The 26,031-nt window shown below is 68.1% G+C and carries 26 protein-coding genes and 1 other RNA gene; 19 read left to right on the plus strand and 8 right to left on the minus strand.

Annotated elements, in window-relative coordinates; all coding sequences use genetic code 11:
• Window position 1 precedes the first annotated feature (1 nt).
• From ACZ1I5_RS23485 to ACZ1I5_RS23525, 9 genes are all read left to right on the plus strand, one after another.
• The gene (locus tag ACZ1I5_RS23485) at window positions 2–550 is read left to right on the plus strand and encodes a DUF721 domain-containing protein (protein WP_465171638.1); all 549 of its coding nucleotides are present in this window, start codon (window positions 2–4) and stop codon (window positions 548–550) included.
• Complete coding sequence (locus ACZ1I5_RS23490; RefSeq protein WP_465171639.1) at window positions 550–1,230, plus strand: thioredoxin domain-containing protein; 681 nt, start codon at window positions 550–552, stop codon at window positions 1,228–1,230. Before ACZ1I5_RS23485 ends, ACZ1I5_RS23490 begins: the two co-directional genes overlap by 1 nt.
• Before the next feature lie 27 nt (window positions 1,231–1,257).
• Window positions 1,258–2,007, plus strand: a complete 750-nt coding sequence (locus ACZ1I5_RS23495; RefSeq protein WP_465171640.1) for a thioredoxin domain-containing protein — start codon at window positions 1,258–1,260, stop codon at window positions 2,005–2,007.
• Between the two features lie 21 nt (window positions 2,008–2,028).
• A complete protein-coding gene (gene smc / locus ACZ1I5_RS23500; RefSeq protein ID WP_465171641.1) occupies window positions 2,029–5,430 on the plus strand; it encodes a chromosome segregation protein SMC in 3,402 nt (1,133 codons plus the stop codon).
• Window positions 5,431–5,476: 46 nt separating this feature from the next.
• On the plus strand, window positions 5,477–5,656 hold the full coding sequence (locus tag ACZ1I5_RS23505; protein WP_465171642.1) for a DUF4169 family protein: 180 nt from the start codon (window positions 5,477–5,479) through the stop codon (window positions 5,654–5,656).
• 250 nt (window positions 5,657–5,906) lie between these two features.
• Window positions 5,907–7,925: an AAA family ATPase gene (locus ACZ1I5_RS23510; RefSeq protein WP_465171643.1), complete on the plus strand. Its 2,019-nt coding sequence runs from the start codon at window positions 5,907–5,909 to the stop codon at window positions 7,923–7,925.
• A gap of 129 nt (window positions 7,926–8,054) precedes the next feature.
• Window positions 8,055–8,603 (plus strand): biliverdin-producing heme oxygenase, encoded by a 549-nt coding sequence (locus ACZ1I5_RS23515; protein WP_465171644.1) that lies wholly within the window; start codon window positions 8,055–8,057, stop codon window positions 8,601–8,603.
• A gap of 1 nt (window position 8,604) precedes the next feature.
• On the plus strand, window positions 8,605–11,190 hold the full coding sequence (locus tag ACZ1I5_RS23520) for an HWE histidine kinase domain-containing protein (protein ID WP_465171645.1): 2,586 nt from the start codon (window positions 8,605–8,607) through the stop codon (window positions 11,188–11,190).
• 64 nt (window positions 11,191–11,254) lie between these two features.
• Window positions 11,255–12,502 carry a putative DNA modification/repair radical SAM protein gene (locus ACZ1I5_RS23525; protein WP_465171646.1) on the plus strand — a complete coding sequence of 416 codons (1,248 nt, stop codon included), beginning with the start codon at window positions 11,255–11,257 and terminating at the stop codon, window positions 12,500–12,502.
• Here ACZ1I5_RS23525 and ACZ1I5_RS23530 read toward each other — a convergent pair.
• Window positions 12,499–13,092: an alpha/beta hydrolase gene (locus tag ACZ1I5_RS23530; protein WP_465171647.1), complete on the minus strand. Its 594-nt coding sequence runs from the start codon at window positions 13,090–13,092 to the stop codon at window positions 12,499–12,501. The genes ACZ1I5_RS23525 and ACZ1I5_RS23530 overlap by 4 nt on opposite strands.
• 237 nt (window positions 13,093–13,329) lie before the next feature.
• Between ACZ1I5_RS23530 and ACZ1I5_RS23535 the strand changes: the two genes are divergently transcribed.
• Window positions 13,330–13,815, plus strand: coding sequence for a hemerythrin domain-containing protein (locus ACZ1I5_RS23535; protein ID WP_465174036.1), 486 nt, complete (start codon window positions 13,330–13,332; stop codon window positions 13,813–13,815).
• Window positions 13,812–15,197: a UdgX family uracil-DNA binding protein gene (locus ACZ1I5_RS23540; protein ID WP_465171648.1), complete on the plus strand. Its 1,386-nt coding sequence runs from the start codon at window positions 13,812–13,814 to the stop codon at window positions 15,195–15,197. Before ACZ1I5_RS23535 ends, ACZ1I5_RS23540 begins: the two co-directional genes overlap by 4 nt.
• A 158-nt stretch (window positions 15,198–15,355) precedes the next feature.
• Here ACZ1I5_RS23540 and ssrA read toward each other — a convergent pair.
• Window positions 15,356–15,702: a transfer-messenger RNA gene (gene ssrA, locus ACZ1I5_RS23545) on the minus strand.
• Window positions 15,703–15,743: 41 nt separating this feature from the next.
• Between ssrA and ACZ1I5_RS23550 the strand changes: the two genes are divergently transcribed.
• The gene (locus ACZ1I5_RS23550) at window positions 15,744–16,175 is read left to right on the plus strand and encodes an RrF2 family transcriptional regulator (RefSeq protein WP_372855684.1); all 432 of its coding nucleotides are present in this window, start codon (window positions 15,744–15,746) and stop codon (window positions 16,173–16,175) included.
• 34 nt (window positions 16,176–16,209) lie between these two features.
• Here ACZ1I5_RS23550 and mscL read toward each other — a convergent pair whose 3' ends face one another.
• On the minus strand, window positions 16,210–16,632 hold the full coding sequence (mscL, locus tag ACZ1I5_RS23555) for a large conductance mechanosensitive channel protein MscL (protein WP_465171649.1): 423 nt from the start codon (window positions 16,630–16,632) through the stop codon (window positions 16,210–16,212).
• Window positions 16,633–16,713: 81 nt separating this feature from the next.
• Here mscL and ACZ1I5_RS23560 point away from each other — a divergent pair, with 81 nt between their 5' ends.
• The 5 genes from ACZ1I5_RS23560 to ACZ1I5_RS23580 are packed head-to-tail and all read left to right on the plus strand — an operon-like array spanning window position 16,714 to window position 19,814.
• Window positions 16,714–17,298, plus strand: coding sequence for a LemA family protein (locus ACZ1I5_RS23560; RefSeq protein WP_465171650.1), 585 nt, complete (start codon window positions 16,714–16,716; stop codon window positions 17,296–17,298).
• A gap of 23 nt (window positions 17,299–17,321) precedes the next feature.
• Window positions 17,322–17,807: a TPM domain-containing protein gene (locus ACZ1I5_RS23565; protein ID WP_465174037.1), complete on the plus strand. Its 486-nt coding sequence runs from the start codon at window positions 17,322–17,324 to the stop codon at window positions 17,805–17,807.
• 14 nt (window positions 17,808–17,821) lie between these two features.
• Entirely contained in the window at window positions 17,822–18,619 is a 798-nt protein-coding gene (locus ACZ1I5_RS23570; protein ID WP_465174038.1) for a TPM domain-containing protein, read from the plus strand.
• Window positions 18,619–19,302, plus strand: coding sequence for a TPM domain-containing protein (locus ACZ1I5_RS23575; protein ID WP_465171651.1), 684 nt, complete (start codon window positions 18,619–18,621; stop codon window positions 19,300–19,302). The genes ACZ1I5_RS23570 and ACZ1I5_RS23575 overlap by 1 nt, the downstream gene beginning before the upstream one ends.
• Window positions 19,299–19,814: an NUDIX hydrolase gene (locus ACZ1I5_RS23580; RefSeq protein ID WP_465171652.1), complete on the plus strand. Its 516-nt coding sequence runs from the start codon at window positions 19,299–19,301 to the stop codon at window positions 19,812–19,814. The genes ACZ1I5_RS23575 and ACZ1I5_RS23580 overlap by 4 nt, the downstream gene beginning before the upstream one ends.
• Window positions 19,815–19,835: 21 nt before the next feature.
• Here ACZ1I5_RS23580 and ACZ1I5_RS23585 read toward each other — a convergent pair whose 3' ends face one another.
• Genes ACZ1I5_RS23585 through ACZ1I5_RS23600 form a run of 4 tightly spaced genes read right to left on the minus strand, consistent with a single transcriptional unit; the run spans window position 19,836 to window position 23,358 of the window.
• Window positions 19,836–20,183 (minus strand): nuclear transport factor 2 family protein, encoded by a 348-nt coding sequence (locus tag ACZ1I5_RS23585; RefSeq protein WP_465171653.1) that lies wholly within the window; start codon window positions 20,181–20,183, stop codon window positions 19,836–19,838.
• Window positions 20,180–20,461: an ETC complex I subunit gene (locus ACZ1I5_RS23590; RefSeq protein ID WP_465171654.1), complete on the minus strand. Its 282-nt coding sequence runs from the start codon at window positions 20,459–20,461 to the stop codon at window positions 20,180–20,182. The genes ACZ1I5_RS23585 and ACZ1I5_RS23590 overlap by 4 nt, the downstream gene beginning before the upstream one ends.
• 30 nt (window positions 20,462–20,491) lie before the next feature.
• Window positions 20,492–23,008 carry an ATP-dependent helicase HrpB gene (hrpB, locus tag ACZ1I5_RS23595; RefSeq protein ID WP_465174039.1) on the minus strand — a complete coding sequence of 839 codons (2,517 nt, stop codon included), beginning with the start codon at window positions 23,006–23,008 and terminating at the stop codon, window positions 20,492–20,494.
• Window positions 23,005–23,358: a hypothetical protein gene (locus ACZ1I5_RS23600; protein WP_465171655.1), complete on the minus strand. Its 354-nt coding sequence runs from the start codon at window positions 23,356–23,358 to the stop codon at window positions 23,005–23,007. Before ACZ1I5_RS23600 ends, hrpB begins: the two co-directional genes overlap by 4 nt.
• A 64-nt stretch (window positions 23,359–23,422) precedes the next feature.
• On the opposite strand from ACZ1I5_RS23600, the gene ACZ1I5_RS23605 reads away from it, so the two are divergent.
• A complete protein-coding gene (locus ACZ1I5_RS23605; RefSeq protein WP_465171656.1) occupies window positions 23,423–24,424 on the plus strand; it encodes a cation diffusion facilitator family transporter in 1,002 nt (333 codons plus the stop codon).
• Between the two features lie 159 nt (window positions 24,425–24,583).
• Here the strand turns inward: ACZ1I5_RS23605 and ACZ1I5_RS23610 are convergent, their stop codons facing one another.
• Entirely contained in the window at window positions 24,584–25,597 is a 1,014-nt protein-coding gene (locus ACZ1I5_RS23610) for a polyprenyl synthetase family protein (protein WP_465171657.1), read from the minus strand.
• 126 nt (window positions 25,598–25,723) lie between these two features.
• On the opposite strand from ACZ1I5_RS23610, the gene ACZ1I5_RS23615 reads away from it, so the two are divergent.
• On the plus strand, window positions 25,724–26,008 hold the full coding sequence (locus ACZ1I5_RS23615) for a chorismate mutase (protein WP_465171658.1): 285 nt from the start codon (window positions 25,724–25,726) through the stop codon (window positions 26,006–26,008).
• Window positions 26,009–26,031: the final 23 nt, after the last annotated feature.

Below are 26,031 nucleotides of genomic sequence, written 5' to 3' on the forward strand. Positions count from 1 at the left end.
CATGGACAGGATAATGAGCAAGCGCGTCCCCGCTCCCAGGCCCGAACCTAAAGCGGAAAAGCCGCGCGGCGGTCGTGCGCGCGCGGTCTCCGAGCTGCTGCCCGATGTCGGGCGCGCCGCGTTCCGCAAGTTCGGCTTCGTGCAGAGCGCGATCGTCAGTCGCTGGCCGGAAATCGTCGGCAGCCGTTATGCTGGCGTCTCGGCACCCGAATCAATCAAGTTCCCGCAAGGGCAACGCACGGAAGGCACGCTCAACCTGGTGGTGCGCGGCGCGCATGCCACGATGATGCAGCATATCGCGCCGGAGATCGTCGAGCGGGTCAATCGCTTCTTCGGCTATGGCGCGGTGTCGCGAGTGAATATCCGCCAGGGCGATGTCGCGGCACCGCGCCCGCGCGCCGCACCGCCGTCGCTCAAGCCGATCCCGGTCGAGCTGGGGGCGAGCCTGCGCACCATTGCGGATCCTGAATTGAAGGCGGTGCTCGAAGCGCTGGCGGCGGGTGTCGCCGCGACGCGCGGAGCGCCGGTGGTCGGCCAGCCGGAGGAATGATGAAGCATCTACGCATGTTGCTCGCGCTGATCGCGCTGCTCGGGTTCGGAACCGTCGCCCTGGCCCAGGCGCGCGACTGGCGGGCCACCGTGACGAAGTCGGCGAACGGCAGCTATGTCATCGGCAATCCCAACGCGAAGGTGAAGCTGGTCGAATATGTCAGCTATACCTGCCCGCATTGCGGCCATTTCATCGCCGAATCGGCGGCTGGCCTGCGCGGGCAGATGGTGAAGTCCGGATCGACCAGTGTCGAGCTGCGCAACGCCGTGCGCGACAGGCTCGACCTGACCGCCGCGCTGCTCGCGCGGTGCACGGGGCAGCGGCGCTTCTTCGAGACGACCGATGCGATGTTCGCCGCGCAGGAGGATTGGGTCACGCGCGGATCGCGCTTCGAGGCGACCAATGCCGCGCGCCTGGCGACCCGGCCGCAGCCGGCGCAGCTCCAGGCGCTGGCCGACGGATCTGGGCTGAGCGACATCGTGCGGGCGCGGGGCATGACCGATGCGACGATCGCCGCCTGCCTGGCCAATGACGCCGAGATGGCGGTGGTGGTGAAGAACACCGATGCCTCTTGGGCGAAGATCCACGGCACGCCGGCGTTCGAGGTCAACGGCAAGACCGTCGACACGACCGAATGGTCCGTGCTGGAGAAGAGCCTGCGCGCGGTCGGCGCTAAATAATCCAAGATTTCACAACGGAGACTCCCCATGAAATTCCGCATTGCCTATGCCGTCCTGCCGGCCCTGATCCTCGCCGGCTGCGGTTCGGGCGGGACCGGCGGCAACAGCAGCGCCCCCGCCGCCGCGCCTGTCGCGGCCGTTCCGGCGCCGGCCGGCAAGGCCTGGGCCGATGTGGTCGAGAAGACGCCCGAGGGCGGCTATCGCATGGGCAACCCCAATGCCGCGGTGAAGCTGATCGAATATGGCTCGCGCACCTGCCCGCATTGCGCGGCGTTCGACGCGGAAGGGTTTCCCGCTTTGAAGAGCGGCCCGATCGCCTCGGGCAAGCTCTCCTATGAATTCCGCGACTATCCGATCCATGCCGAGGCCGATATCGGCCCGATGCTGCTCGGCCACTGCGTCGAGCCCAATCAGTTTTTCCCGATGCTCGAGCAGATGATGATCTCGCAGCAGCAGCTGATCGGCAAGACCGATAAGATCCCCGAGGCCGACCAGGCCCGGTTGCAGAATGCGCCGCCGGCGCAGGTGGTAACCTATCTCGCGCAATTCTACGGCTATCTCGATTTCGTGAAGCAGCGCGGTGTGCCCGACGCCAAGGCGCGCCAGTGCCTGGCCGATCCGAAGATGCTGGAGGATGTCGCGAAGAACACCGACGCGGCGAACCAGCAATACAAAATCCAGGGCACGCCGACCTTCATCGTCAATGGCGATGTCGTGCCGAACGTGGCCGACTGGAAGGGACTTCAGCCGTCGCTCAAGGCAGCGGGCGCGCTGTAACGGCGGGGCGGGGTCAGCCCGGTGCAGATCAAGCGGCTCAGGCTGACTGGCTTCAAGAGCTTCGTCGACCCGGCTGACTTGCGCATCGAACCCGGGCTGACCGGCATTGTCGGGCCGAATGGCTGCGGCAAATCGAATCTGCTCGAGGCGTTGCGCTGGACGATGGGCGAGACCTCGGCCCGGTCGCTGCGCGGCGCGGGCATGGATGACGTCATCTTCGCCGGTACCTCGACCCGGCCGGCGCGCGACTTCGCCGAAGTCTCGATCCTGACCGAGATCACCGGCGAGGAGACCGAGGTCGTCCGCCGGATCGAGCGCGGGGCGGGCTCCGCCTATCGCATCGACGGGCGCGACGTGCGCGCCAAGGACGTCGCCCTGATGTTCGCCGACGCGGCGACCGGCGCGCACAGCCCGGCCCTGGTCAGCCAGGGCAAGATCAGCGCGGTGATCGCCGCCAAGCCGGCCGAGCGCCGCGCGATGCTGGAAGAGGCGGCGGGCATCGCCGGCCTGCACGTTCGCCGCAAGGATGCCGAACAGAAGCTGCGCGCGACCGAAGCCAACCTGACCCGGCTCGACGAAGTGATCGCCGACCAGGACGCACGCGCCGCCGCGCTGAAACGCCAGGCGCGCCAGGCCGAGCGCTATCGCCAGCTTTCCGACCAGATCCGGGTGGCCGAGGCACGGACGATCTTCGCGCGCTGGCGCGACGCCTCGTCGGCGGCGGATGCGGCCAAGGCGGAAGCTGCGTCGGCGGGGACGCGCGTCGCCGACGCGGCCGAGGCGCAGCGCGGCGCCGCGGCCTATCAGGCCGACGCGACGGAAAAGCTCGCCGCGGCCCGAGCCGAAGCGCAGGGCGCGCGCGACCGGGCGAGCGATGCGGGCCACCGGCTCGCGGCGCTGCGCACCGAACATGCCGCGGCCGAACGCCGCCTGGCCGAGCTGCGCGACAGTCGTACCCGGCTGACCGAGGACCGGGCACGCGAAGGCTCACTCGCCAGTGACGCGGCCGAGGCGATCGCCCGACTGGCCGATGAAGCGAAGGTGCTGGAGTCGCGCATCGCCGAGGCAGCGACGCGCTCGCCCCAACTCGATGCCGCGCTGGCCGAGGCCGAGCGCGCCGCGCGCGATGCCGAGGTGGCGCTGGCCCAGGCGCTGGCGGCGCAGGCGAGCGAAGCGGCGGATGCGCGGGTGGCCGAGGCAGCGCTGGCGTCGGCGCGGACCCGGGCCGAGCGCAGCGAGCGCGATCTCGCCCGGGTGACGGCGGAGGCCAAGGCGCTGGGCGATCCCGCGCCGTTGGTCGCCGAGAAGAACAAGGCGGCGGAAACACGCGCCCAGGCGCTGCGCCACATCGAATCGGCGCGCACCGCGCTGGCCCGGGCGGATGCGAGCGAGCGCGAAGCGATCGGATCGCGCGACCGCGCGCAATCGGCGCGCGCCGGGGCGCATGCCGAGCTGAGCGCGCTCGACAGCGAAGCGGCGGCGCTGGCCAAGGCGACGCGACGCGACGGCAAGGACCGGCTGCTCGACCAACTCCGCGCCGCGCCGGGCTATGAGCGCGCGCTGGCGGCGGCGCTGGGCGACGATCTCGAAGCCGGGCTCGATGCGAAGGCGGAACGCTATTGGGCCGGGGCCGCGCCCGAACCGGGCGATCCTTCGGCGCCTTCGGGTACGGTCGCCCTGGCGACTCATGTCAACGCCCCGGCGGCCCTCGCTCGGCGACTGGCGCAGGTCTTCGTCGCCGACAGCGATGGCGGGCAGGCGCTGGCGGTCGGGCAAAGGCTGGTGACCATGGCCGGGCTGTTGCGGCGCTGGGACGGCTATGTCGCCAGGTCAGGCGGGGCGGAGGCGGCGGCGCGGCTGGAGCGGATGAACCGGTTGCGCGCGATCGAGGCGGCGCGGCCTGCGGCGGTACGCGCGGTCGATGCCTGCGATGCCGAGCTGACCCGGATCGACGAAGCGATCGCCGAGGCGCGCCGTGCGGCAGTCGATGCGCGGCGGCTGCTCGAAGGGGCGGAGACCAATGCCCGCGATGCCGCCCGTGCCGAGGACCGTGCCGCTGCCCAGATCGAACGGATCGAAGCGCAGCGCGCCGATCTCGACACGCGCCGCCAGCGCATCGTCGCCGAGCATGAGGAATCACAGGGCGAGGTAACGCGCGCGGCGGCGGTAAAGGCGGCGCTCCCCGATGGCAGCGCGACACGCGAGCGCGTGCAGATCCTGTCGGGCGAGGCCGAGGCCAAGCGCACCATCGTCGCCACGGCCCGGGCCGATCGCGGCGCGCTGGAGCGCGCGATCGGGCAGGACCGTGAGCGGCTCGCGGCGGGCAATGCCGAGAGCAAGGGCTGGAAGAACCGCGCGGGCGAGGCGGCGCGGCGCATCGCCGAAATGGACAGGCGCGATGCCGACCTGGCGGCCGAAGCGGAGACGCTGGCCGACAAGCCGGCCCAGCTCGCCGCGGAGATCGCCGGGCTGGAGCAGGCGCATGGCACGCTGCGCGCCGAAGCGGAGACGGCGATGGCCGCCGAGCGCGAGGCGGAGGTGGCGCTGCGCCTGACCGAAGAGGCGGCACGCGCCGCGGCCGAGACCCTGGCCGAAGCGCGCGAGGCCCGGGCCGGCGCCGCGGCGCGCGCGGACAATCAGGAAGCCCGGCGACTCGAGATGAACCGCCTGTCGGGCGAGCGTTTCCATTGTCCGTCGGTGCTGTTGCCGGAACGGATCGGCTTCGAGGCGGATAAGGTCGGCGAGCCCCAGGATGAATCGACCGCGCACGACAAGCTGCTGATCGATCGCGAGCGGATCGGCCCGGTCAATCTCGTCGCGGAAACCGAACTGGCCGAGCTGGAAGCCGCCAGTGTCGGCAATGCCGCCGAGCGCGAGGAACTGGGCCTCGCGGTCAACCGGCTGCGCGGCTCGATCGGCACGCTGAACCGCGAGGGGCGCCAGCGCCTGCTCGCCGCGTTCGAGGCAGTCGACGGGCATTTCCGCCGGCTGTTCACGACGCTGTTCAATGGCGGGCAGGCGCATCTCGAACTGGTCGATTCGGACGATCCGCTCGAAGCCGGGCTCGAGATCATGGCGCAGCCGCCGGGCAAGAAGCTCCAGTCGCTCACCCTGCTCTCGGGCGGCGAGCAGGCGCTGACCGCGGTCGCGCTGATCTTCGGTCTGTTCCTGACCAACCCCGCGCCGATCTGCGTGCTCGACGAAGTCGACGCCCCGCTCGACGACGCCAATATCGAGCGCTTCTGCGACCTGCTCGACGCGATGACGCAGGAAACCGCGACCCGCTATCTGATCGTCACGCACAACGCGGTGACGATGAGCCGCATGCACCGGCTGTTCGGCGTGACGATGATCGAACAGGGGGTGAGCCGTCTGGTATCGGTCGATCTGGGCGGGGCGGAATCGCTGCTGGCGGCCGAGTAAAGCCGCGCCCTCTTGGCACCAGCTGCCCGACTGATAGGTTCTCGCCATGGCCGAGATCATCAACCTGCGCACCGCCCGCAAGGCCCGCGCCCGCGCTGACAAGGACGCGGCGGCGTCCGCCAATCGTCGTTCGTTCGGGCAGACCAGGGATGAGAAGCGCGTCGCACGCGAGGAACAGGCGCGCATCGACCGCACCCTGGACGGGGCGAAACGCGAGCCCGATTGAGCCCATGCAACTGGTCGCATCCGTTACGATCTTGACGAAACCCGCGCGCGCGCCTAGTGCGCCACCCGCCCCAATATCGGGGTGCAGGAAGGCTGACATGTTCGCCACGGCAATCATATTCGGGCTTGAGCCCGCCGCCGTCCGGACCTCGCCGAAGCGCTAGTCGCGCCCGGCCGGGTCGTTGGACCCGGCATGTTCAATCCCAGAACTTAAAGCTTGCAAGCCGGCGCCATGCGTCCGTTTGCGGCACATGGATGAGACAATGGGCACGACGGTGACGTCGCGGCGCCTGGCAACGATGCTGCGCGCGACTTTGACGAAGGATGGGCGGGCCGGTCAGGCGCTGCTCGCATGGGTGGAAGAGAACAGATCGGTCTTCTGGCCGGGGCCGAAGCCGCGCGTCAGGAATGCGGCGGCGAAACAAGCGGTGCGCAAGATCAGCTGGGCGAAGCTGGCGACAATGCTCGGCGACATGGCGGAGGACCCGTTGCCGCCCGAGCTGGCCGAGGCCGCGGAGAATATCGCGACGGTGCTGAGCCTGACCGATCAGGACCGCGCGGTGCTGGAGGCTGGGCTCGCGCTCTCCTTCCACCCCCGGATCGCGCGGCTGCGCTGGTCGCTGGAGGTGGCGCATGAGGACATGGCGCGAATCGTCGGCATGCTGGCGGGCGCCGATGCGATCCGTGCCGGCACGGTCGCGCGTACCAGCCTGGTGGTCGAGCTCGGCCTGTTCGAGATCGACATGTCGCGGGGCGGCGGGGTGTCGCTCGATGTGAGCTGGTGGTTCGAAACGCTGCTCGCGCGCGGCGGGCACGATCCCGAGCGGCTGATCGAGGCGCTGGCGGGCAAGCGCCAGCAGGCGGCGCTCGCGCTCGCCGATTTCCCCGCGATGCAGGGCGATGTGGCGTTCGTCGCGCGGCTGCTCGCCGGCGCGGTGGAGTCGCGGGCGCCGGGCATCAACATATTGCTCCATGGTCCGCCCGGCGTCGGCAAGACCGAGCTGGCGCGTGCGCTCGCGGCGCATGTCGGCGCGGCTTTGTTCGCGGTTGGTGAGGCCGATAGCGACGGCACCGAGCCGCGCCGGCACGAGCGCGTCGCGGCGTTGCTTCGCGCGCAGCGGGCGCTCCAGCGCGACGAACGCGTGCTGCTGCTGTTCGACGAGCTGGAGGATCTGATCGGCGACGCGAACAAGGTCGATGGCGGCACGCGCTTCGCCAACCGGGCAGGGTCGAAGATCTTCGTCAACCGCATGCTGGAGACGAACGGCGTGCCGGTCATCTGGACCAGCAATGCGATCGACAATGTCGATTCGGCCTATCTGCGCCGGATGAGCTTCGTGCTGAAGCTCGATCATCCACGCGGCGCCGAGCGTGAGCGGGTGCTGGCGCGCATGGCGGCGATGGAGGCGTGCGCGATCGGCGATGACCTCGCCATACTCGCGCGGCAGGCGCCGGAGACGCCCAGCGTGGCGCGGGTCGCGATGCGGGCCGCCCGGATCGCCGGGGCCGCGTCGGGCGACGAGGAGCGCGTGGCGCGGGCGCTGGTCGGCTCGCTGCGCGGTCAGGCGGTGACGGTGGCCGAAGCGCCGGGGAAAGTCGATCTGTCGCTGTTCGAATGCGACACGCCGGTTGCGGGGCTGGTCGAGCAGCTGACCCGGCCGGGTGCCGCGCTCGCCTTTTCGGTGCTGCTGGCGGGGCCGCCAGGCACGGGCAAGACCCAGCTTGCCGGTGACGTGGCGGAACGACTCGGCCGCCCGCTCGCTACGCGGCGCGCATCCGACCTGCTGTCGAAATGGGTCGGCGAGACCGAGGCGAATATCGCGGCGGCCTTTCGCGAGGCGGCGGCGGAGGGCAGCGTGCTGTTCTTCGACGAAGCGGATTCGCTGCTGTTCGACCGGCAGACGGCGCGGGCAAGCTGGGAGGTGACTCAGGTCAACGAGCTGCTCACCTGGCTCGATCGCCACCCGCTGCCGGTGTTCGCCGCCACCAACGACCAGGCGCGGCTCGATCCGGCGGCGCTCCGGCGCTTCACCTTCAAGCTGGCGCTGCAGCCTCTGTCGGCGGCATCGGCGGCGCGCGCGTTCGAGCGCTTCTTCGGCTGCGCTGCGCCGGCCGGGCTGGCTCGTCTGCGCACGCTGACGCCCGGCGACTTCGCGGTCGTCGCGCGGCAGCTGAAGGTGACCGGGCCGCTTCCCGCGGGCGACTTGCTCGCGCGGCTCGAGGCGGAACTGGCGGTGAAGCCGGGCGGCATGGCGACGATCGGGTTTTGAACCATCCGGTCGTCGCGATGTCGTCCCGCGCCGCTTGCGGCGAAAAGGAGTCCTCGATTTGAGCAGGCGGTTTTCGATGCGCGAACGTCACGATTGAACTTTGTCGCCGCTGCGGCATTCTTTCCCCCAATGACTGGCCATAACGACATCAGGACCGCCCTGCGCGCAGCGACGGCGGACCATCACCAGCGAGTCGATTCGATCTTTTCGGCGATGAATCTGGCGGAAGACGGCGACTATCGCCGCTTCCTTTCCGCCCAGGCGGCGGCGCATATTCCGGTCGAGCGGGCGCTCGACCGGGGCGGCGCCGCCGAGGTGCTGCACGACTGGGCGGATCGGCGGCGGGCGCATCTGCTGCTCGACGATCTGGCCGCGATGGGTGTGGCGGAGCCTGCTACCGGCACCGAACCCGAATTCGTCGGCGAAGCCGCCATTCTCGGCGCGGTCTATGTGCTGGAGGGGTCGCGGCTGGGCGGCGCGATGCTGCGCAAGTCGGTGCCGTCGCGCTTTCCCGCCAGCTTTCTCGGGGCGAATGATTCCCGCGCGTGGCGCGGCCTGCTGGAACTGCTGGGTACCCGGCTTCGTGATAAGGGTGAAATCCAGATCGCGATCAATGCGGCCCGCGCCGTCTTCGGGCAGTTCGAACGCAGTGGGCAGCATTTTATGAAGGTGAGCTGATTTGGCTGACGGCGTCGAACGGGTCGATCTCACCAATTGCGATCGGGAACCCATCCACATCCTGGGCGCGATCCAGCCCATCGGTTTCCTGCTCGCGCTGACCGCCGACTGGATGGTCGCGCGCGCCTCCGCCAACACCGCCGACTTTATCGGCCGGACTCCGGACGACGTGATCGGCAGGCCATTGCGCGACCTCTTCCCGGCCGAAACCGTGCACGAGCTGCGCAACCGCACCGCGATGCTGCGCGGCCCCGACGCGGTCGAGCGGCTGTTCGATTGCACCATCGTGCCCGGCGCCCAGCGCTTCGACTTCGCGGTGCACCTGTCCGGCGGCCAGATCGTGGTCGAGGCGGAGCCTGCGTCAGGCGAGCATGGCGATGCCACCGGCATGGTCCGGTCGATGATCACCCGGCTCGACCAGACGCCGGATTCGATGAGCTTCTTCCGCGAAGGCGCGCGGCAGGTGCGCGCGCTGATCGGATTCGACCGGGTCATGGTTTATCGCTTCGCCCCCGACGATTCGGGCGAAGTGGTGGCCGAGGCGTGCAAGCCCGGTATCGGCAAGTTCCTCGGCCTGCGCTATCCGGCGAGCGACATCCCGGTGCAGGCGCGGGCGTTGTACAAGCGCAACCTGCTGCGCGTGATCACCGACGTGAACGCGGTGCCGGTGCCGATCGTCCCGGCGCTCGACGAAGCGGGCAGGCCGCTCGACCTGTCGCTTTCGGTGCTGCGATCGGTCTCGCCGATCCATATCGAATATCTGAAGAACATGGGCGTCGGCGCCTCGATGTCGATCTCGATCATCGTCGAGGGGCGGCTCTGGGGCCTGTTCGCCTGTCATCATTATTCGGCGCGCTGCCCAAGCTTCGAGCGGCGATCGGTCAGCGAGCTGTTCGCCCAGATGTTCTCGATGCGCCTGGAAAGCCGCGAGCGGCAGGAGACGGTCGAGTTCGAACGCCGCGCGCGCGACATATCCGACCAGCTGCTCGGCGCGGTCGCGTCGGACGAGACCCTGCTCAAGGACCCGGACTGGCTCGGCGACATCCTGACCAACGCGATCCCGGCGGACGGCGTGGGTGTGTGGATCTCCGGCAATTACGCCTTTTCCGGCACGACACCGCCGACCGAGGCGTTCCGCAAGATCATCCGCGCGCTGAACGGCACTGCCGCGGGTAAGGTCTATGCGACCGATCGCATTGCCTCGATCGTGCCGGGCGCCGAGGAGTTCGCGTCCGCCGCGGCCGGCATGCTGGCGATCCCGATTTCGCGTGCGCCGCGCGATTATGTCGTGCTGTTCCGGTCGGAACTGGTCCGCTCGGTGCGCTGGGCGGGCGATCCGCACAAGCCGGTCGACTATGGCCCCAATGGGCCACGCCTGACGCCGCGCGAAAGCTTCGCCGAGTGGAAGGAACTGGTCGAGGGTCGCTCGCAGCCCTTCACTGCGTCGGAATTGCGTGTGGCGGAGACGTTGCGCGCGACCCTGATCGAAGTGGTGCTGCGTCTCGCCGACGAAGCGTCGGCCGAACGCCAGCAGGCCGGCGCGCGGCAGGAATTGCTGATCGCCGAGCTCAACCACCGCGTGCGCAACATCCTGGGCGTGATTCGCGGGCTGATCCGCCAGTCCCAGCCGACCGACGCCGCCGTGAAGGATTTTGTCGGCGTGGTCGACGGACGCATCCATGCGCTGGCCCGCGCGCACAACCAGATCACCGACGACCATTGGGGGCCCGCGCCGATGCAGGCGCTGATCGACGCCGAGGCCGCCGCCTTCGTCGACGAGCGCGAGCGGGTGGTGTCGGAAGGCGACCCGGTGCTGCTCAATCCCCAGGCGTATTCGACCATGGCGCTGGTGGTGCACGAGCTCGTCACCAACTCGACCAAATATGGCAGCCTCTCCGTGCCGGGCGGCGAAGTGAAGATCAGCTGGGACCGCAACAAGGCGGGCGATCTCATCCTCACATGGTCCGAATCCGGTGGGCCCCGGGTCCAGGCGCCGACGCGCAGGGGGTTCGGCACGACGATCATCGACAGGTCGGTGCCGTACGATCTCGGTGGCGCGGCGAAGATCGATTACCGGCCGGACGGCGTGGAGGCGGTTTTTCGTATCCCGGCGCGCCACGTGTCGGAGCCCAAGACCTTTGCCGGCCCCGCGATCAAATTCCCGCGCCCGGCGGTCGGCCATCCGCAGGTGCCGCCGCACCGCGTGCTCGCCGGGCAGGACCTGTTGCTGGTCGAAGACAGCCTGATCATCGCGCTCGATGCGGAGGATATCGCAGGCCGGCTCGGCGCGCAGAGTGTTGCGACGGCGGCGACGGTCGAGGCGGCGCTCGACAGTATCGAGGCCAGCCGGCCGAGCGTCGCGATGCTCGACATCAATCTGGGCGACCGCACCAGCTTCGCCATCGCCGACCGGCTGATGGACCTGGGCGTACCCTTCCTGTTCGCGACCGGCTATGGCGAGCAGGCCCAGCTTCCCGAGGACCATCGCGGGCGAACGGTGGTGCAGAAGCCCTATACGCTTGAGAATGTCGCGCGCGCGATGGATGAACTGCTCGGCATGCATCAGGGCGTCGGCGAGGGCAAATGAGGTCCAAACCGATCCCTTAAAATCAGCTATTTACTGCTGAGCGACGTGAACATATGAAGAACATATGGCGCAGCTCGACGTTCAGCAAAAGCTCGAAATCCTCGCGGATGCGGCCAAATACGACGCGTCCTGCGCATCCTCGGGCAGCGTCAAGCGCACGTCGCGCGACGGCAAGGGAATCGGCTCGACCGATGGCGGCATGGGCATCTGCCATGCCTATGCGCCTGACGGGCGCTGCATCTCGCTGCTCAAGATCCTGCTGACCAACAGCTGCATCTTCGACTGCCATTATTGCATCAATCGCAAGAGCTCGAACGTCCGCCGCGCCCGCTTCACCGCGCAGGAAGTGGTGAAGCTGACGCTCGCCTTCTACCGGCGCAACTATATCGAGGGGCTGTTTCTCTCCTCCGGCATCATCCGCTCTTCCAACTATACGATGGAGCAGATCGTCGAGGTCGCGCGGAGCTTGCGCGAAGATCATCATTTCCGCGGCTATATCCATCTGAAGACCATTCCCGATGCCGACCCGGAGCTGGTGCACCAGGCGGGGCTGTATGCCGATCGCATCTCGATCAATGTCGAGCTGCCCACGGCGAGTGGCCTGAAACGGCTGGCGCCGGAAAAGTCCGAATCGCGTATCGAAGGCGCGATGAAGGGCATGAAGACGGCGATCCTCGACACCGGCGATGCGACGAAACGCTTCAAGTCAGCCCCCAAATTCGCGCCGGCCGGCCAGTCGACTCAGATGATCGTCGGGGCCGATGCCGCGACGGACGGCGATATCGTGCGCAAGGCCTCGTCGCTCTATGGCCGCTTCGGCCTGCGCCGCGTCTATTATTCCGCCTTCAGCCCGATCCCGGATGCGAGCACGGTGCTGCCGCTGCAGCGTCCGCCGCTGATGCGCGAGCACCGGCTTTACCAGTCGGACTGGCTGATGCGCTTCTACGACTATACGCCGGGCGAGGTCGTTGCCGCAGCAGACGACGCGACCGGTATGTTGCCGCTCGACATCGACCCGAAGCTCGCCTGGGCGCTGAAGTTCCGCGACCGCTTTCCGGTCGACGTCAACCGCTCGCCGCGCGAGATGCTGCTGCGTGTGCCGGGGCTGGGCGTGAAGGCGGTCGGCGCGATCCTCGCCGCGCGGCGCTGGCGGCGGTTGCATCTTGCCGATGTCGGGCGGCTGACCGCGTCGATCGCCAAGGTGCGGCCATTTCTGATCGCCGAGGACTGGCGCCCGGTCGCGCTGAGCGACCGGGCGAACCTACGTCCTCTGGTCGCGCCGAAACGCGAGCAGCTCGAACTGTTCGGCTAGCGGATGCTTTCGAGCCGGGCCACCACCGCCATATCGGGCGCCTTGCCGCCGCCGATCTCCCCGGCGTCGAACAGGCCGAGCAGCTGCAACAGCCGATCCTCGGCCGCCGTTCCGCCGCCGCGGCGGTTGCTCGGGTGCGATCCCTGGACTGCGCCGGCATCGACGAAGCGGCTGCCCCAATGGTCCGCCAGGGCCAGGACCTGCTCGATCATTGGCGAAGGGTCGCTCGCGACGACCGAGGGGAAGGGCAATTTGGTCGCGGGGCTCACCCGCGCCTTGGCCGCGATCGCCGCCTGGCCGAAGCCGATGCTGAGCGGGGACAGGAACACCGCGCCACGGATATGTTCGAGATAGCTGCGCGGCGAGAGCTGCGCCCACCATGCCACGGCCAGGCACGCCACGCCCTGGGCCAGCAGGACGATCGGCTCGCGCGAGCGGGTCATCGCCGTGTCGAGCTGCTGCGCCCAGCGGCCGCTATGGAATTTCGTGAGGTCGAGTTCGACCGTCTGAACGGGCAGGGCAAGCACAGGATCGCCGCGCGCCACGATCAGGATTGGAAGCGGACGGTCGGCAGACGAATCGAGGTCCATGACAGCTCTCCCGTTGTCGGGCGTAGCCGCGGCCGCCTTTTTGAGCGTGCCGACTCGACTGCGCCCCCATGCACGACGCTATTCCTACTGTGCCGGTGGGCAATAGGCTTGCGCCAGAATGACGGCCGGTTGAGCCAAACTGCTGGGTGTCCGGCAGGCGATGGTGCTGAGAGCGATTCGCAAGAGAAACAAGCGCCGCTCTGGCTGGTTCAGGCAGGGAACCACAGGAGTATTCATATGGCCGACGCCCGAATTTTCGCCGATCTCAAGGCCGATCATGACCGCCATCGCAAGTTGCTGGAAAAGATCGGCAATGCCCCGGCCGACGGTTCGGAGCGGCGCGACTTGTTCGAGGCGTTCCGGGTCGAGGTGACGGCGCATGCGGCGGCCGAGGAGGAATCGCTCTACGCGACCATGCTGGCCAATCCGGATCTGCGCGACGATGCGCGCCATTCAGTGTCGGAGCACAAGGAAATCGACGATTTCCTCGGCGACCTGGCCGACCTTGATTCGGCGTCGGCCGAATGGACCGAGACCTTCGGCAAGCTGCGCCATCGTTATGAGCATCATATCGACGAGGAAGAGGAAGAGATGTTTCCCGCCGCCAGCGAAAAGCTGTCGAGCGAGGAGGAGGCGCGGCTGGCCCAGGTGTTCGAGCGGCGCAAGCCGAAGGAGCTCGCGCGCGCCGAAGCGACACCTGCGGGAGGCGACGAGCGGGAGTGAGAGCGCGTGTCGTCCGCCTGAGCACGCCGGACGATTTTGACAGCTGGCGGAATGCGGCGCGGGGCCTGATCGGCGAGGATGTGCCCGCGAGCGAGGTGGTGTGGCAGGTCGGCGATGCTGCGACTGACCTGTTCGCGCTGGATGCCGCGCCGCCGCCGCCGCCCGCGCCGGGATTTGCCGTACCGCGCGCCTTTATCGATCTTGCGCGCAAGGCGATCCTGCACCGCGAGCCCGAACGTTTTGCCCTGCTCTACGCGCTGCTCACTCGGCTGCGGGCCGAGCCGACGCTGACGGAGGATGCCGCCGATCCTCTCGTCCGGCGGCTGGAGGGCCTGGCGAGGGAAGTGCGCCGCGACATCCACAAGATGCGGGCTTTCCTACGCTTCCGTGAAGTCGAGGATGGGGCGGGCGCGCGCTTCGTCGCCTGGTTCGAGCCCGATCATCATATCGTGCGCGCCAATGCCGGTTTCTTCGTTGATCGCTTCGCCAGCATGCGCTGGTCGATCCTGACGCCGGAGGTGTCGCTGCACTGGGACGGCAAGATTCTGAGCGAAGGCCCCGGCGCGGCGCGGGGCGATGCGCCCTCCGGCGACCCGATCGAGGCGGTGTGGAAGACCTATTACGCTTCGATCTTCAATCCGGCCCGGATGAAGGTCGGCGCGATGCTGAAGGAAATGCCGCGCAAATATTGGAAAAACATGCCCGAGACCGCGTTGGTGCCTGGACTGATCGCAAGCGCGCAGGCGCGGGAGAGCGGCATGATCGCACGGGCGAAGGAACGGCCCAACGGCAATATCGAAGGCGCGTGGGAGGCGCTGCGCGACGAGGCCATGGGGTGCACGCGCTGCCATCTCCACAGGCACGCGACTCAGACGGTGTTCGGGGAAGGGCCGGTGGACGCGGCGCTGATGTTTGTTGGCGAGCAGCCGGGCGATCAGGAGGACCTGGCGGGCAGGCCCTTTGTCGGGCCGGCGGGCCAGGTGTTCGACCGCGCCGTCGCAGCGGCGGGGATCGATCGCTCGGGCGTGTACGTCACCAATGCGGTGAAGCATTTCAAGTTCGAGCAGCGCGGCAAGCGCCGCATCCATCAGAAGCCCGATGCGGGTGAGATTACGGCGTGCCGCTGGTGGATCGAGCAGGAAAGGCTGCTGGTGAAGCCGAAGGTGACGGTGGCGCTCGGCGCGACCGCGGCCCGATCGCTGTTCGGCAAGGTCATGACGATCGTCAAGGAGCGCGGCCGGCCGCACGCGCTGCCCGATGGGAGCGAGGGATGGATCACGGTGCATCCGAGCTTTCTGCTGCGGCTGCCGGATCGCGACGCGGCGGAGCTGGAGTTCGAGCGATTCGTGGCGGATTTGAAGGCAGTGAGGGAGCGGCTATAAGCCCCTCCGTCATGCCGGACTCGTTCCGGCATCATCGGGCTGCAGGCGCAACGTGCTGAAAATAAGCGCTTCGCTGGCCGCGATGGATCCCGGAACCGGGGTGGCGGTCAGTAAAAGAAAGTGGGGAGCTTCTGTTGCTCGGTGCTCCCCGGACCGCCGGTGTCCGCTTCTGTTGCCCGGTGCGGCCCGGACCGCGCTTTCGTCCTTAGTAAACTAGACCGTTAGGTCCGGTTTACGCGGCAATCGCGAGTGCTTCGTTATCGTTAGCACTTGTGGTTTTGAGCCTTTTACAGGTTACTCAGCCCGGGCAAAAACAGCGCTTTTCAATACACGTCGATCCTGGTTCGACCCCGTCATGACCGGTCCCGAAGGGCCGGTTGTGGTGGAGTCGCCGGGTACTGCCCCCGGGTCCGCTGCATCTATTGTACGCCGCAATTTATCACCATAGCCGACGGCGAACCGGCGGCGTCCCCAATATAGGGATTGCGAACTTAATGAAAAGCCCGCCTTTCGCTCGCCACAATATGAGTCCATATCGGTCATGCTATGTTGACACAGCGTTCCCGTTACGCGCTCCGCGCGATGATCTTCCTGGCTGAGGCGCCCGCGGGCGGCCCCCCCATCCCGATGAACCGGATCGCCGCAGAGGCCAATGTGCCGCGCAAGTTCCTGGAGCTGATCCTGGCCGATCTGCGCGAGGCCGGCTTCCTGCACAGCCACCGCGGCAAGATGGGCGGCTATTGCCTGTCGCGCCCGACTCACCTGATCTCGCTCGGCGAGATCATTCGGGTGATCGAGGGACCGCTGGCGCTGGTCCCTTGCGTCAGCCGCACCGCCTATCGCCCGTGCCGCGACTGCAAGGACGAGGCGAGCTGCGCGATCCGCCACGCCATGGCGCGCGTGCGCGACGAGACCGCGCGAATCCTCGACGGGACCAGCCTGGCCGATTCCCGCGCCGAGGATCTGGCTGCGGCCTGAATCCTTCCCTCCCCCGAGAGGGAGAGGGATTGTCTCAGCGTTTCTTCAGCTCGTCCCGGATTTCGCGCAGCAGCGTGACATCGGCGGGTTCGGCCGCGGGCGCTTCTTCCGGCTTCGCGATCAACCTGTTCGCGGCGCGCACGATCAGGAAGATGATAAAGGCCAGGATCACGAAATTGACGGCCTGGGTGATGAAGGCGCCATAGCCGAACACCGGCACGCCGGCCTTTTTCAGCGCCGCATAATCGGTCGATCCGGCCAGCGCCTCGGGCACCTTGCCCAGCACCACGAAATAGCTGGAGAAGTCGAGCCCGCCAAAGATCTTGCCGATCACGGGCATCAGCACATCGTCCGTCAGCGAGGTCACGATCTTGCCGAAAGCCGCGCCGATGATCACCGCAACCGCGAGATCGAGCACGTTGCCCCGGGCGATGAATGCCTTGAACTCCTTGAACATGGAACCTCTCCATCCGATTTCGCTTCCGCGTGCCCACGCTACTCGCCTATCATGCGCATGCAAGGGTTGGAGGGATTGTCTATGAAATACCGTGCCGTCTTCGCGCTGATGTCCGCCATCGCGCTGTCCGCCTGCGGCCTGAACAGCGTCCCCACGGCCGAGGAGAACGCCAAGGCGCGTTGGGCCGATGTGCAGAACAACTATCAGCGCCGGGCCGATCTCATCCCCAATCTCGTCGCCACGGTGAAGGCCGCCGGCGCGCAGGAAAAGGACATTCTGGTCCAGGTGACCCAGGCCCGTGCCGCGGCATCCCAGGTCAAGGTTACGGGCGACGATCTCACCGATCCGGCCAAGGTCGCGGCCTATGAGCGGGCGCAAGCCGGCGTGACGCTGAATCTCCAGCGTCTGCAGGAGGCCTATCCCGAGCTGAAGAGCCAGGGCAATTACACCACGCTGATGAGCCAGCTGGAAGGCACCGAGAACCGCATTACCATCGCGCGCAAGGATTATAACGACGCGGTGCAGGCCTATAACACACGCATTCGCACCTTCCCCGACGCGATCGGCGCGAAGGTGTTCTACGGCTCCAAGCCGATGGCCCCCTTCCAGGCGACCAGCCCAGGGGCGGAGACCGCGCCCTCGGTTAATTTCGGCAACACCAACTGATCAGACCCGTCGCCCCGTTGCTGATGCTGGCCGGGTGCGGTGCCGCCGCTCCGGCCAGTCAGGTCGCCCCAGCCGGATATGATTTTCCGGCGCTGTCCGGTCGCGTCGTCGATGCGGCGCATCTGCTGCCGCCGGCGTCGCGTACGGCGATCAACGAGAAGCTGGTGGCGCTCGAGACACGGACTCACCATCAGTTCGTGGTCGTGACCGTCCCTGACCTCGGCGGTCATCCGATTGAGGATTATGGCGTCACGCTCGGGCGGACATGGGGCATCGGGCGCAAGAACATCAATGACGGCGTGTTGCTGATCGTCGCGCCCACGGAGCGCAGGGTACGGATCGAGGTCGGCTACGGCCTCGAAAAGGCGCTGCGCGACGAGGAAGCGAAGGCGATCATCGGCACCGCCATCCTGCCGGCCTTTCGTGCCGGCGATTATCCGCGCGGCATCGCCGGCGGAGTCGACGGCGTGATCCGCGAAATCTCGCCTCCTGAAAGGTTGGCAGCGTGAATTTCCTTCGTTTGATGCTCGTCATGGGGCTGATGCTGTGCGGCGTTCAGGCCGCCCAGGCCCAGACCTTCCCGCCGCTGTCGGGCCGGGTGGTCGATGCCGCCGACCTGCTCTCGCCGGAGCAGGAGGCCCAGCTCACGCAATTGGCCGAAGGGATCGAAAAAACGTCGTCGCGACAGTTCGTCGTGGCGACCGTTCCCGATCTCCAGGGCTATCCGATCGAGGATTTCGGCTATCGGCTCGGCCGTGCCTGGAAGATCGGGCAGGGAGGGGCCAATAACGGCATCATCCTGCTGGTCGCGCCCCAGGAGCGCAAGGTGCGGATCGAGGTCGGGTACGGCCTGGAGCCGATCATGACCGACGCGCTGTCGAGCCTGATCATCAACGACACGATCCTGCCGAAGTTCAAGGCGGGCGACATGCCGGGCGGCATCATCGCCGGGGCGGATGCCATCGCCGAGCAGATGAAGCTCCCGCTCGAAGCCGCGGAGGCACGGGGCGCGTCGCTCGTCACCACCAAGCCCAAGCCGTCAAAGGATGTCGGCATTCCCTTCGTGGTGATCTTCTGGATCATCGTCGTTGCCTTCATCGTCCTGTCCCGCCTTCGGCGCGGGGCGGGCGGCAAGCGGTATCGCCGCGGTCACGCGCCGGTCATTCTGTGGGGCCCCGGCCTTGGCGGCGGATCGGGAAGCAGCTGGGGTAGCGGGTGGAGCAGCGGCGGCGGCTCCAGCTGGGGCGGCGGTGGCGGCGGTGGCGGCTTTTCCGGCGGTGGCGGCTCCTTTGGGGGCGGTGGCGCCTCGGGGGGCTGGTGATGGCGCGGGTCACGCAACTCAGCGCGGCGGATCACGCGCTCGTCGGCGAAGCGGTGTCGCGCGCGGAGGATGGCACCGATGGCGAGATCGTGACGATCGTCAGCGAACGGTCCGACCAGTATCACGACGTCGCGCTGCATTATGCCATCGCGGCGACGCTGTTCGTGGTCGCGCTCGCCGCGATCAACCCCGTCGCGCTGGAGGCGAAGCTCGGCTGGTCGTCGAACGGCTGGGGCGCCGAGTCCGACCCGCGCGGCCTGCTCTTCGCGGTGCTGATCGCCCAGACGATCGCCTTCCTGGTCTTCCGTTTCGCGCTGGCCTGGGTCCCGCTCCGCCTCGCGCTCACGCCGCGTGCGACGCGCGCGCGGCGGGTGCGGCGGCGGGCGATCCAGTATTTCAAGGTCGGTGCGGAACGCCGCACGCAGGCGCGAGTCGGTATCCTGCTCTATCTGTCGCTCGACGAGCGCATGGCCGAGATCGTCGCTGACGAGGCGATCCACCATGCCGTCCCGGCCGAACGCTGGGGCGACGCGATGGCGGCGCTGGTCGACGAAGTGCGGCTCGGGCGACCGGCCCTGGGCATGGCGGCGGCGGTCGCGCAGATCGGCGTGATCCTGTCCGAGAATTTCCCCAAGACCGAAACCGACCGCAACGAACTCCCGGACAGGCTGATCGAACTATGACGGAACCCGCCGAAACGGTCTGGGCAGGCAAATATATCGTCGTGAAGAAGGAGGGCACCTGGGAATATGTTTCCCGGGCGCGTGGTATCCAGGCGGCGGTGATCCTGGCGATCGATGACGGCGAGGTGATCCTGGTCGAGCAATACCGCGTGCCGCTCGGCAGGCGCAGCCTGGAGCTCCCCGCCGGTCTGGTCGGCGACGAGGAGGAAGGCGAAGCGCCCGAGGCGTCTGCCGCGCGCGAGCTGGAGGAGGAAACCGGCTATCGTCCGGCCCAAGTCGAGACGATCGGCTATTTCCAGTCCTCGCCCGGCATGGTCTCGGAAGGCTTTACCCTGGTGCGGGCCACCGATCTGACCAGGGTGAGCGACGGCGGCGGCCAGGCCGACGAGGACATCACCGTCCACCGCGTGCCGCTTGACGGTATAGTTGATTTCGTCGCGGCCAAACGTGCCGAGGGCGTGGCGATCGACGTGCGCCTGCTGCTGCTGCTGAGTCCGTCGATCCTGGGGTGAGCGTGCCGGGAAGGAGGGGTGTCAGCCCTTCCTCTGCGCCGCCTCGAAGCTCAGCCGATCCCAATAGCCGCGCTGGAGCGCTATATGGCCGTCGATCACATGGAAGAAGCCGCAGCCGCGCAGGCCGTTCGGGTCGCGCCATTCGAGGATCGCCCATTCGCCATCCTCGAACAGATTCTCGGGGATGCATTCCATCGTCGCGGTGGCGAATTCGCGGTCGAACATCGCGCGTATCGCGTCGCGGCCATGGACGGGCTCCAGCGCCACCTGGTGGTTGGTCGCATCCGGCCGGTAAAGGGCGGCCAGCGCGTCGACATCGGCATTATTGAAGGCGGCGATCCAGCGCCGCACCACCGATTTGGGCGTCACCGAAAATTGTCGGCATAGGCCTGAAGCTTGAGCTTGCGCTCGGGTGCCGCGATCAGGGTGAAGGCCAGGCCCTCCCGCTCGGCATAGGCGATCGCCGCTTCCTGAGTCGGGAAGCCGAGCCGCACCTGTTCGCGCGTGTCGCCGGAACCGGCCCAGCCCGTCAGCGGGTCGGGACGCTTCGCCTCGGCGGGCGCGAATTCGAGCAGCCACGCGTCAGTGCGCGCGCGGCCCGACTGCATCGCGTTCTTGGGGCGCTGGTAGATGCGGGCGGTGGCCATGGTCTTGTCCTCGAAACTCTCCTGCGCCCTCTATCGCGGTTGCGCGCGGCGTGCATCCGCATTTTTCGTCCGCGTGGTGGGGGCGGCCCCGGCAGGATCGTCGGGCCAGGGATGGCGGGGGTAGCGCCCGCGCATCTCCCTGGCGACCGCGGCCCAGCTTCCGGACCAGAAGCCGGGCAGGTCGCGCGTCGTCTGGATCGGCCGACCGGCGGGCGATGTGAGGCTCAGCACCAGCGGCACGCGGCCGCCCGCCACGGTCGGGTGAGTGGCGAGGCCGAACAATTGCTGAGGGCGGAGCTCGACCCGGGGGCCGCCCTCAGCGGCATAGTCGATCGGGTGGCTGGTGCCGGCGGGCGAATGGAAATGCGTCGGCGCCAGGGAGTCGAGGGTGCGGAGCGTATCCCAGCCGATCACCGCGCGCAGCGATTCGGCCAGCGCGCCAGCGTCGAGCGCGTCGAGGCGGCGTTTCCCGACGAGCAATGGCGTGAGCCACTCGTCGGCGCGGGCGAGCAGATGCGCTTCGTCAATCTCGTCCACCGGGGCGCCCGCCTCTCGGATGAAGGCGATGCGGTCGAGCAGGGCCTGCGCCGCTTCACTCCAGGGCAGGAGCGACAGGCCGACAGTCCGTACGCCTTCCAACAGGGCTGTGGCGATTTCTTCCGGATCGGCGTTGGCGTCGGGCCCGCTCGACAGGCGGATGGCGCCGAGCCGGCGCTCACGCAGCGCCTGCACGCCGCCGGTCGCCGCATCGAAGCGCACGCTGCGCCTTGTTTCGATGCGCTTGCCGAACAGCGATTCGACTGTGGCGAGGTCGATCGGCGCGGCGGAGAGGATACGCGCCCCCGAGGCCATGCCCTGGGTCTCGGCGACGGCGAGCCATTCGTTGCGGGCGAGCGAGGAGGTGGGGTCGAGCTTGAACCCGCGACCCCCGGCCGAGGCCCAGGTCTCGCCGCTGGCGTCGCGGCGCTTGGCGATGCGATCGGGGAAGGCGAGGGCGATGGCGACTGCGACTTCGTCTCCCGTACCGCGATCCGGCAGCGGTGCGGTCGTGGAGGTCGGGTGCCCACCCCCATCCCCTCCCGCAAGCGGGAGGGGAGCAAGAGAGGCCCAGCGTTTTGCCAGTTTGCGTCCGCCCTCCGCCCGTGGCCCACGTTCCGTTCGCCAGCGCCTGAGGCGGCTCTCCAGGTCCACATCGTTCCCGCCGAGTCCACGCTCGCCGAGCAGCACCGCGACATCAGCGGCGGTTGCCGCCAGCCCAATCTCGCCCGCGCGCACCAGCATGTGGCCGAGCCTTGGCGGCAGCGGCAGCCGGGCGATCGCCTTGCCGTGCGGCGTCGGCCTGCCGTCCGGATCGATCGCCTCCAGCACGGTCAGGCGGCTGCGCGCCTCGTCGATCGCGGCGGCGGGTGGCGGATCGAGCCAGGCGAGGGTGCGCGGATCGGCCACGCCCCACAGCGCGCAGTCGAGCGTCAGCGCCGACAGATCGGCCTCCAATATCTCGGGTGGATCGAAGCGCGGCAGGCCGGCGGTCGCCGCTTCCTCCCACAGCCGATAGGCCACGCCCGGCATCTGCCGCGCGGCGCGGCCGGCGCGCTGAGTCACGGCGGCCTGGCTTGCGCGCTCGGTGACGAGTCGCGTCATGCCCGCCGCGCGGTCGTATCGCGGGCGGCGGGCGAGCCCTGAATCGACCACCACGGAGATGCCGTCGAGCGTCAGGCTCGTCTCGGCGATCGAGGTGGCGAGCACGATCTTGCGCCGTCCCTGCGGATCGGGCGCGATCGCGGCACGCTGGGCGGCTGGGTCGAGACTGCCGTGCAGCCGGTGCAGGACGATATCGTCACCGAGCCCCTCGATGCGTTCAGCGGTGCGCTCGATCTCCGCCACACCGGGCAGGAAGGCGAGGATGCCGCCGGTCTCCTCGCGCAACGCCAGCCTGATCGCGCCCGCGACCGAATCCTCGATCCGCGCTTCGGCCGCGCGGCCGATATGGCGGAGCGTGAGGGGATGGCTGCGCCCTTCGCTCTCGATCACCGGCGCGCCGCCCATCAATACGGAGAAGCGTGCGCCGTCGAGCGTCGCCGACATCGCGACGATGCGCAGGTCGGGCCGGAGCGCGCCTTGTGCGTCGAGCGCCAGCGCGAGGCCGAAATCGCTGTCGAGGCTGCGCTCGTGCACCTCGTCGAACAGCACCGCCGAGACGCCGGCCAGTTCGGGATCGGCCTGGATGCGGTTGACGAAGATTCCCTCGGTGACGACCGTGACGCGCGTCTCCGCCGACCGCTTCGAATCCATCCGGGTGGCGTAGCCGAAGGTCCTGCCGACCGGCTCGCCCGCCAGCATCGCCATGCGCTCGCCCGCCGCGCGCGCGGCCAGGCGGCGCGGCGACAGCAGGAGGATCTCGCCGGTGCACCAGTCCTCGCCGAGCAAGGCAGGCGCCACCGCCGTCGTCTTGCCCGCGCCGGGGGGCGCGACGAGCACGGCGTTCGACCCGACCTGCAACGCGGCGAGCAGGTCGGGCAGTACGGCGTGGATAGGGAGGGAAATCAGCGGAATTCCTGCGTCACGACGATCTCACCGACGATCGCGGCATTGAACGCGGGCAAATCTTCGGCTGGAATCCAATATTCCAGATGCGCGCGACCGCCCGCTTCCTGCGCGGCATGCGCGTCGAGATAGTCCTTCCGCACCTCGAAACGCGTGACATAGCCCGATCCGCTCGCCTTGACGTTCCAGTCGCGCGCGATCTTCACGGCATAGGCTTCGGTCAGCACCGGATAGAAGATCGGCTGTTCGGGCAGGCGCGGAGGAAAAGCCCTGAAACCCGTTTCCTCGATCAGGGCGAGCTCATGCGGCCCGACAGGGCGCCACAAGGTGACTGTCTCGATCTCGTCGCTCATTCTCGATGTCCTAGCATATCGCGGGCAAGCGATGGTACGCCCCTGACAATAGACGGAGAATCGCGTGGCCGATCATAGCCATCATCACGGCCATTCGCACGGGCACTCCCATGGACAGGGCCACAGTCATGGTCATGGTCATGGTCATGGGCATCATGGCCATTCCCATGCGCCCGCTTCGGGCCATGACCGCGCCTTTGCGATCGGTATCGCACTCAATCTGGGTTTCGTCGTCACCGAGGCAGCGTTCGGTTTCGTCGCCGACTCGGTCGCGCTGCTCGCGGATGCCGGTCACAATCTGTCCGACGTGCTCGGGCTGGCGGTCGCCTGGGGCGCGGTGGCGCTGGGCCGCAAGGCAGCGACGAAGCGCTTCACCTATGGGCTCAAGGGCACGACGATCCTCGCCGCGCTGACCAACGCACTGTTGCTGCTCGTCGCGCTCGGCGCGATCGTGCTGGCGGCGGCGCAGCGCATGGCGGCGCCGGCACCGGTCGAGGGCGGCACCGTCGCGATCGTCGCCGCGATCGGCATCGTGGTGAACGTCGCGACCGCCTTGCTGTTCGTGCGGGGAAGCAAGAACGACATCAACATCCGCGGCGCCTTCCTGCACATGGCGGCGGACGCTGCGGTTTCGGCGGGCGTGGTATTGGCCGGGCTCGCCATCCTGTGGACGGGCGAGTTGTGGATCGACCCGATCGTCAGCATCGCGATCGCTGCGTTGATCTTCTGGCAGACCTGGGGTCTGCTGCGCGAATCAGTCGAGATGTCGCTCGGCGCGGTGCCGCGCGGGATCGATTACGACAAGGTGCGCATGTCGCTACGCACCTTGCCCGGCGTAGCGCGGGTCCATCACGTCCATATCTGGCCGATGAGCACGACCGAGACGGTCCTGACCGCGCATCTGGTGATGCCCGATGGTCACCCCGGCGACGCGTTTCTGGGCGAGGCGCAGGACATGCTGAAGCATCGCTTCGACATCGGCCACGCGACGCTGCAGGTGGAGATCATCGGCAGCGAAAGCGATCCGCTGCCCTGCGCGCCCGCGGTGGAAACGTACCGGCACTGATTCAGGCCGGTTCCCGCTGCCGTTCGTCCCGAGTGCCATCCAGCTTGTCGAGATGGCGTATCGAGGGACAGGCGTCACGCGCTCCAACCACGTCTCGATACGAGCCCTCGACAAGCCCGGTCTCTCTCGACACGAACGGCGTGTGGGCAATCCGCCGTCTCAGTAGGCCCGCGCCACCGCGAATTCGACCGCTTCGACCATCGCCGCCTTGGCCTGGCTCGGCGCGAAGCCGCCGATCGCGTCGATCGCGCGCTGGCCATAGTGGCGCGCCCGGGCGAGCGTGTCGTCGACCGCGCGCGTCGAGCGGATCAGCGAGACGGCGTGCGCGAAATCCTCGTCGCTGGAGCGATGCCCCTCGATCGCCGCTTTCCAGAATATGCGGTCCTCGGCGCTGCCGCGCGCATAAGCGAGGATGACGGGCAAGGTGGATTTGCCCTCGCGGAAATCGTCGCCGGCGTCCTTGCCCATCGTGCCCGCGTCCGAGACATAGTCGATCGCGTCGTCGACCAGCTGGAAGGCGATGCCGAGATTGCGGCCATAAGCGTCCAGCGCCATTTCCTCGGCCTCGGGCCGTTCGGCCACCACGGCCGCGATGCGGCAGGCGGCGGCGAACAGGGCGGCGGTCTTCGCGCCGATGATGTCGAGATAGCGCTCCTCGCCGATATCGATGCGGCGCGCGGCGGTGAGCTGATTGACTTCGCCCTCGGCGATGATCGCGCTGGCGCCCGACAGAATCTTCAGCACCTTGAGGCTGCCGTCCTCGACCATCAGCTCGAACGAGCGGCTGAACAGGAAGTCGCCGACCAAGACGCTCGCCGGATTGCCCCAGATCAGATTGGCGGTGCGCTTGCCGCGGCGCAGATCGGACCCGTCGACCACATCGTCGTGCAGCAAGGTGGCGGTGTGGATGAACTCGACCGCCGCGGCGAGGCGGTGGTGCCGCGCGCCGGTATAGCCCAGCAGGCGCGCGCTCGCGAGCGTCAGCATCGGGCGCATACGCTTGCCGCCGCCGGCGATGAGATGCCCGGCCAGCTCCGGAATCAACGGGATCTCGGACTGCATCCGCGACAGGATCACCGCGTTGACGAGATTGAGATCGCCGGCGACAAGCTGCACCATCGGTTCTAGCGACGGCTGGCGCTGGGCATCGAGGCGGTGGATCGTGGCGCTCATGGTGCGTGCGATGTGGCCGTATGACCGGGTAAAGGCAAGCCTTTGCGGGGTTAACGCCCGCCTTTCGGGGTTGCGCGTCGTGCGCGACGTCCGCAAAAGGCCGGGCGAACTGGTGAGGACGGCAAGGTGACCGACGAAACGCTCAGCGGCTATCGCCAGAGCATCGACAATATCGACGCGGCTCTGGTCTTCCTGCTTGCCGAGCGGTTCAAGGTGACTCAGGCGGTCGGCCGCTACAAGGCGACCGCCGGGCTCCCGCCTGCGGACCCGAGCCGCGAGGATGCGCAGATCACGCGGCTGCGCGGGCTGGCCAAACAGGCCGATCTCGATCCCGATTTCTCCGAGAAATTCCTGCGCTTCATCATCGACGAAGTAATCCGTCATCACGAGCGCGTGCGCGACGAGGGCTGACGCCCGTCGTGTCGGGCATGGCC

It is taken from the genome of Sphingomonas sp. BL-S-30, assembly GCF_055521475.1.

Excerpts from the sequence above, each read along its gene's own strand:
- ACZ1I5_RS23485 (WP_465171638.1), top strand. The coding sequence starts at position 2 with ATGGACAGGATAATGAGCAAGCGCGTCCCCGCTCCCAGGCCCGAACCT.
- ACZ1I5_RS23490 (WP_465171639.1), top strand. The coding sequence starts at position 550 with ATGAAGCATCTACGCATGTTGCTCGCGCTGATCGCGCTGCTCGGGTTC.
- ACZ1I5_RS23495 (WP_465171640.1), top strand. The coding sequence starts at position 1,258 with ATGAAATTCCGCATTGCCTATGCCGTCCTGCCGGCCCTGATCCTCGCC.
- ACZ1I5_RS23505 (WP_465171642.1), top strand. The coding sequence starts at position 5,477 with ATGGCCGAGATCATCAACCTGCGCACCGCCCGCAAGGCCCGCGCCCGC.
- ACZ1I5_RS23510 (WP_465171643.1), top strand. The coding sequence starts at position 5,907 with ATGGATGAGACAATGGGCACGACGGTGACGTCGCGGCGCCTGGCAACG.
- ACZ1I5_RS23515 (WP_465171644.1), top strand. The coding sequence starts at position 8,055 with ATGACTGGCCATAACGACATCAGGACCGCCCTGCGCGCAGCGACGGCG.
- ACZ1I5_RS23525 (WP_465171646.1), top strand. The coding sequence starts at position 11,255 with ATGGCGCAGCTCGACGTTCAGCAAAAGCTCGAAATCCTCGCGGATGCG.
- ACZ1I5_RS23530 (WP_465171647.1), bottom strand. The coding sequence starts at position 13,092 with ATGGACCTCGATTCGTCTGCCGACCGTCCGCTTCCAATCCTGATCGTG.
- ACZ1I5_RS23535 (WP_465174036.1), top strand. The coding sequence starts at position 13,330 with ATGGCCGACGCCCGAATTTTCGCCGATCTCAAGGCCGATCATGACCGC.
- ACZ1I5_RS23550 (WP_372855684.1), top strand. The coding sequence starts at position 15,744 with ATGTTGACACAGCGTTCCCGTTACGCGCTCCGCGCGATGATCTTCCTG.
- mscL (WP_465171649.1), bottom strand. The coding sequence starts at position 16,632 with ATGTTCAAGGAGTTCAAGGCATTCATCGCCCGGGGCAACGTGCTCGAT.
- ACZ1I5_RS23560 (WP_465171650.1), top strand. The coding sequence starts at position 16,714 with ATGAAATACCGTGCCGTCTTCGCGCTGATGTCCGCCATCGCGCTGTCC.
- ACZ1I5_RS23565 (WP_465174037.1), top strand. The coding sequence starts at position 17,322 with ATGCTGGCCGGGTGCGGTGCCGCCGCTCCGGCCAGTCAGGTCGCCCCA.
- ACZ1I5_RS23570 (WP_465174038.1), top strand. The coding sequence starts at position 17,822 with ATGCTCGTCATGGGGCTGATGCTGTGCGGCGTTCAGGCCGCCCAGGCC.
- ACZ1I5_RS23575 (WP_465171651.1), top strand. The coding sequence starts at position 18,619 with ATGGCGCGGGTCACGCAACTCAGCGCGGCGGATCACGCGCTCGTCGGC.
- ACZ1I5_RS23580 (WP_465171652.1), top strand. The coding sequence starts at position 19,299 with ATGACGGAACCCGCCGAAACGGTCTGGGCAGGCAAATATATCGTCGTG.
- ACZ1I5_RS23590 (WP_465171654.1), bottom strand. The coding sequence starts at position 20,461 with ATGGCCACCGCCCGCATCTACCAGCGCCCCAAGAACGCGATGCAGTCG.
- ACZ1I5_RS23600 (WP_465171655.1), bottom strand. The coding sequence starts at position 23,358 with ATGAGCGACGAGATCGAGACAGTCACCTTGTGGCGCCCTGTCGGGCCG.
- ACZ1I5_RS23610 (WP_465171657.1), bottom strand. The coding sequence starts at position 25,597 with ATGAGCGCCACGATCCACCGCCTCGATGCCCAGCGCCAGCCGTCGCTA.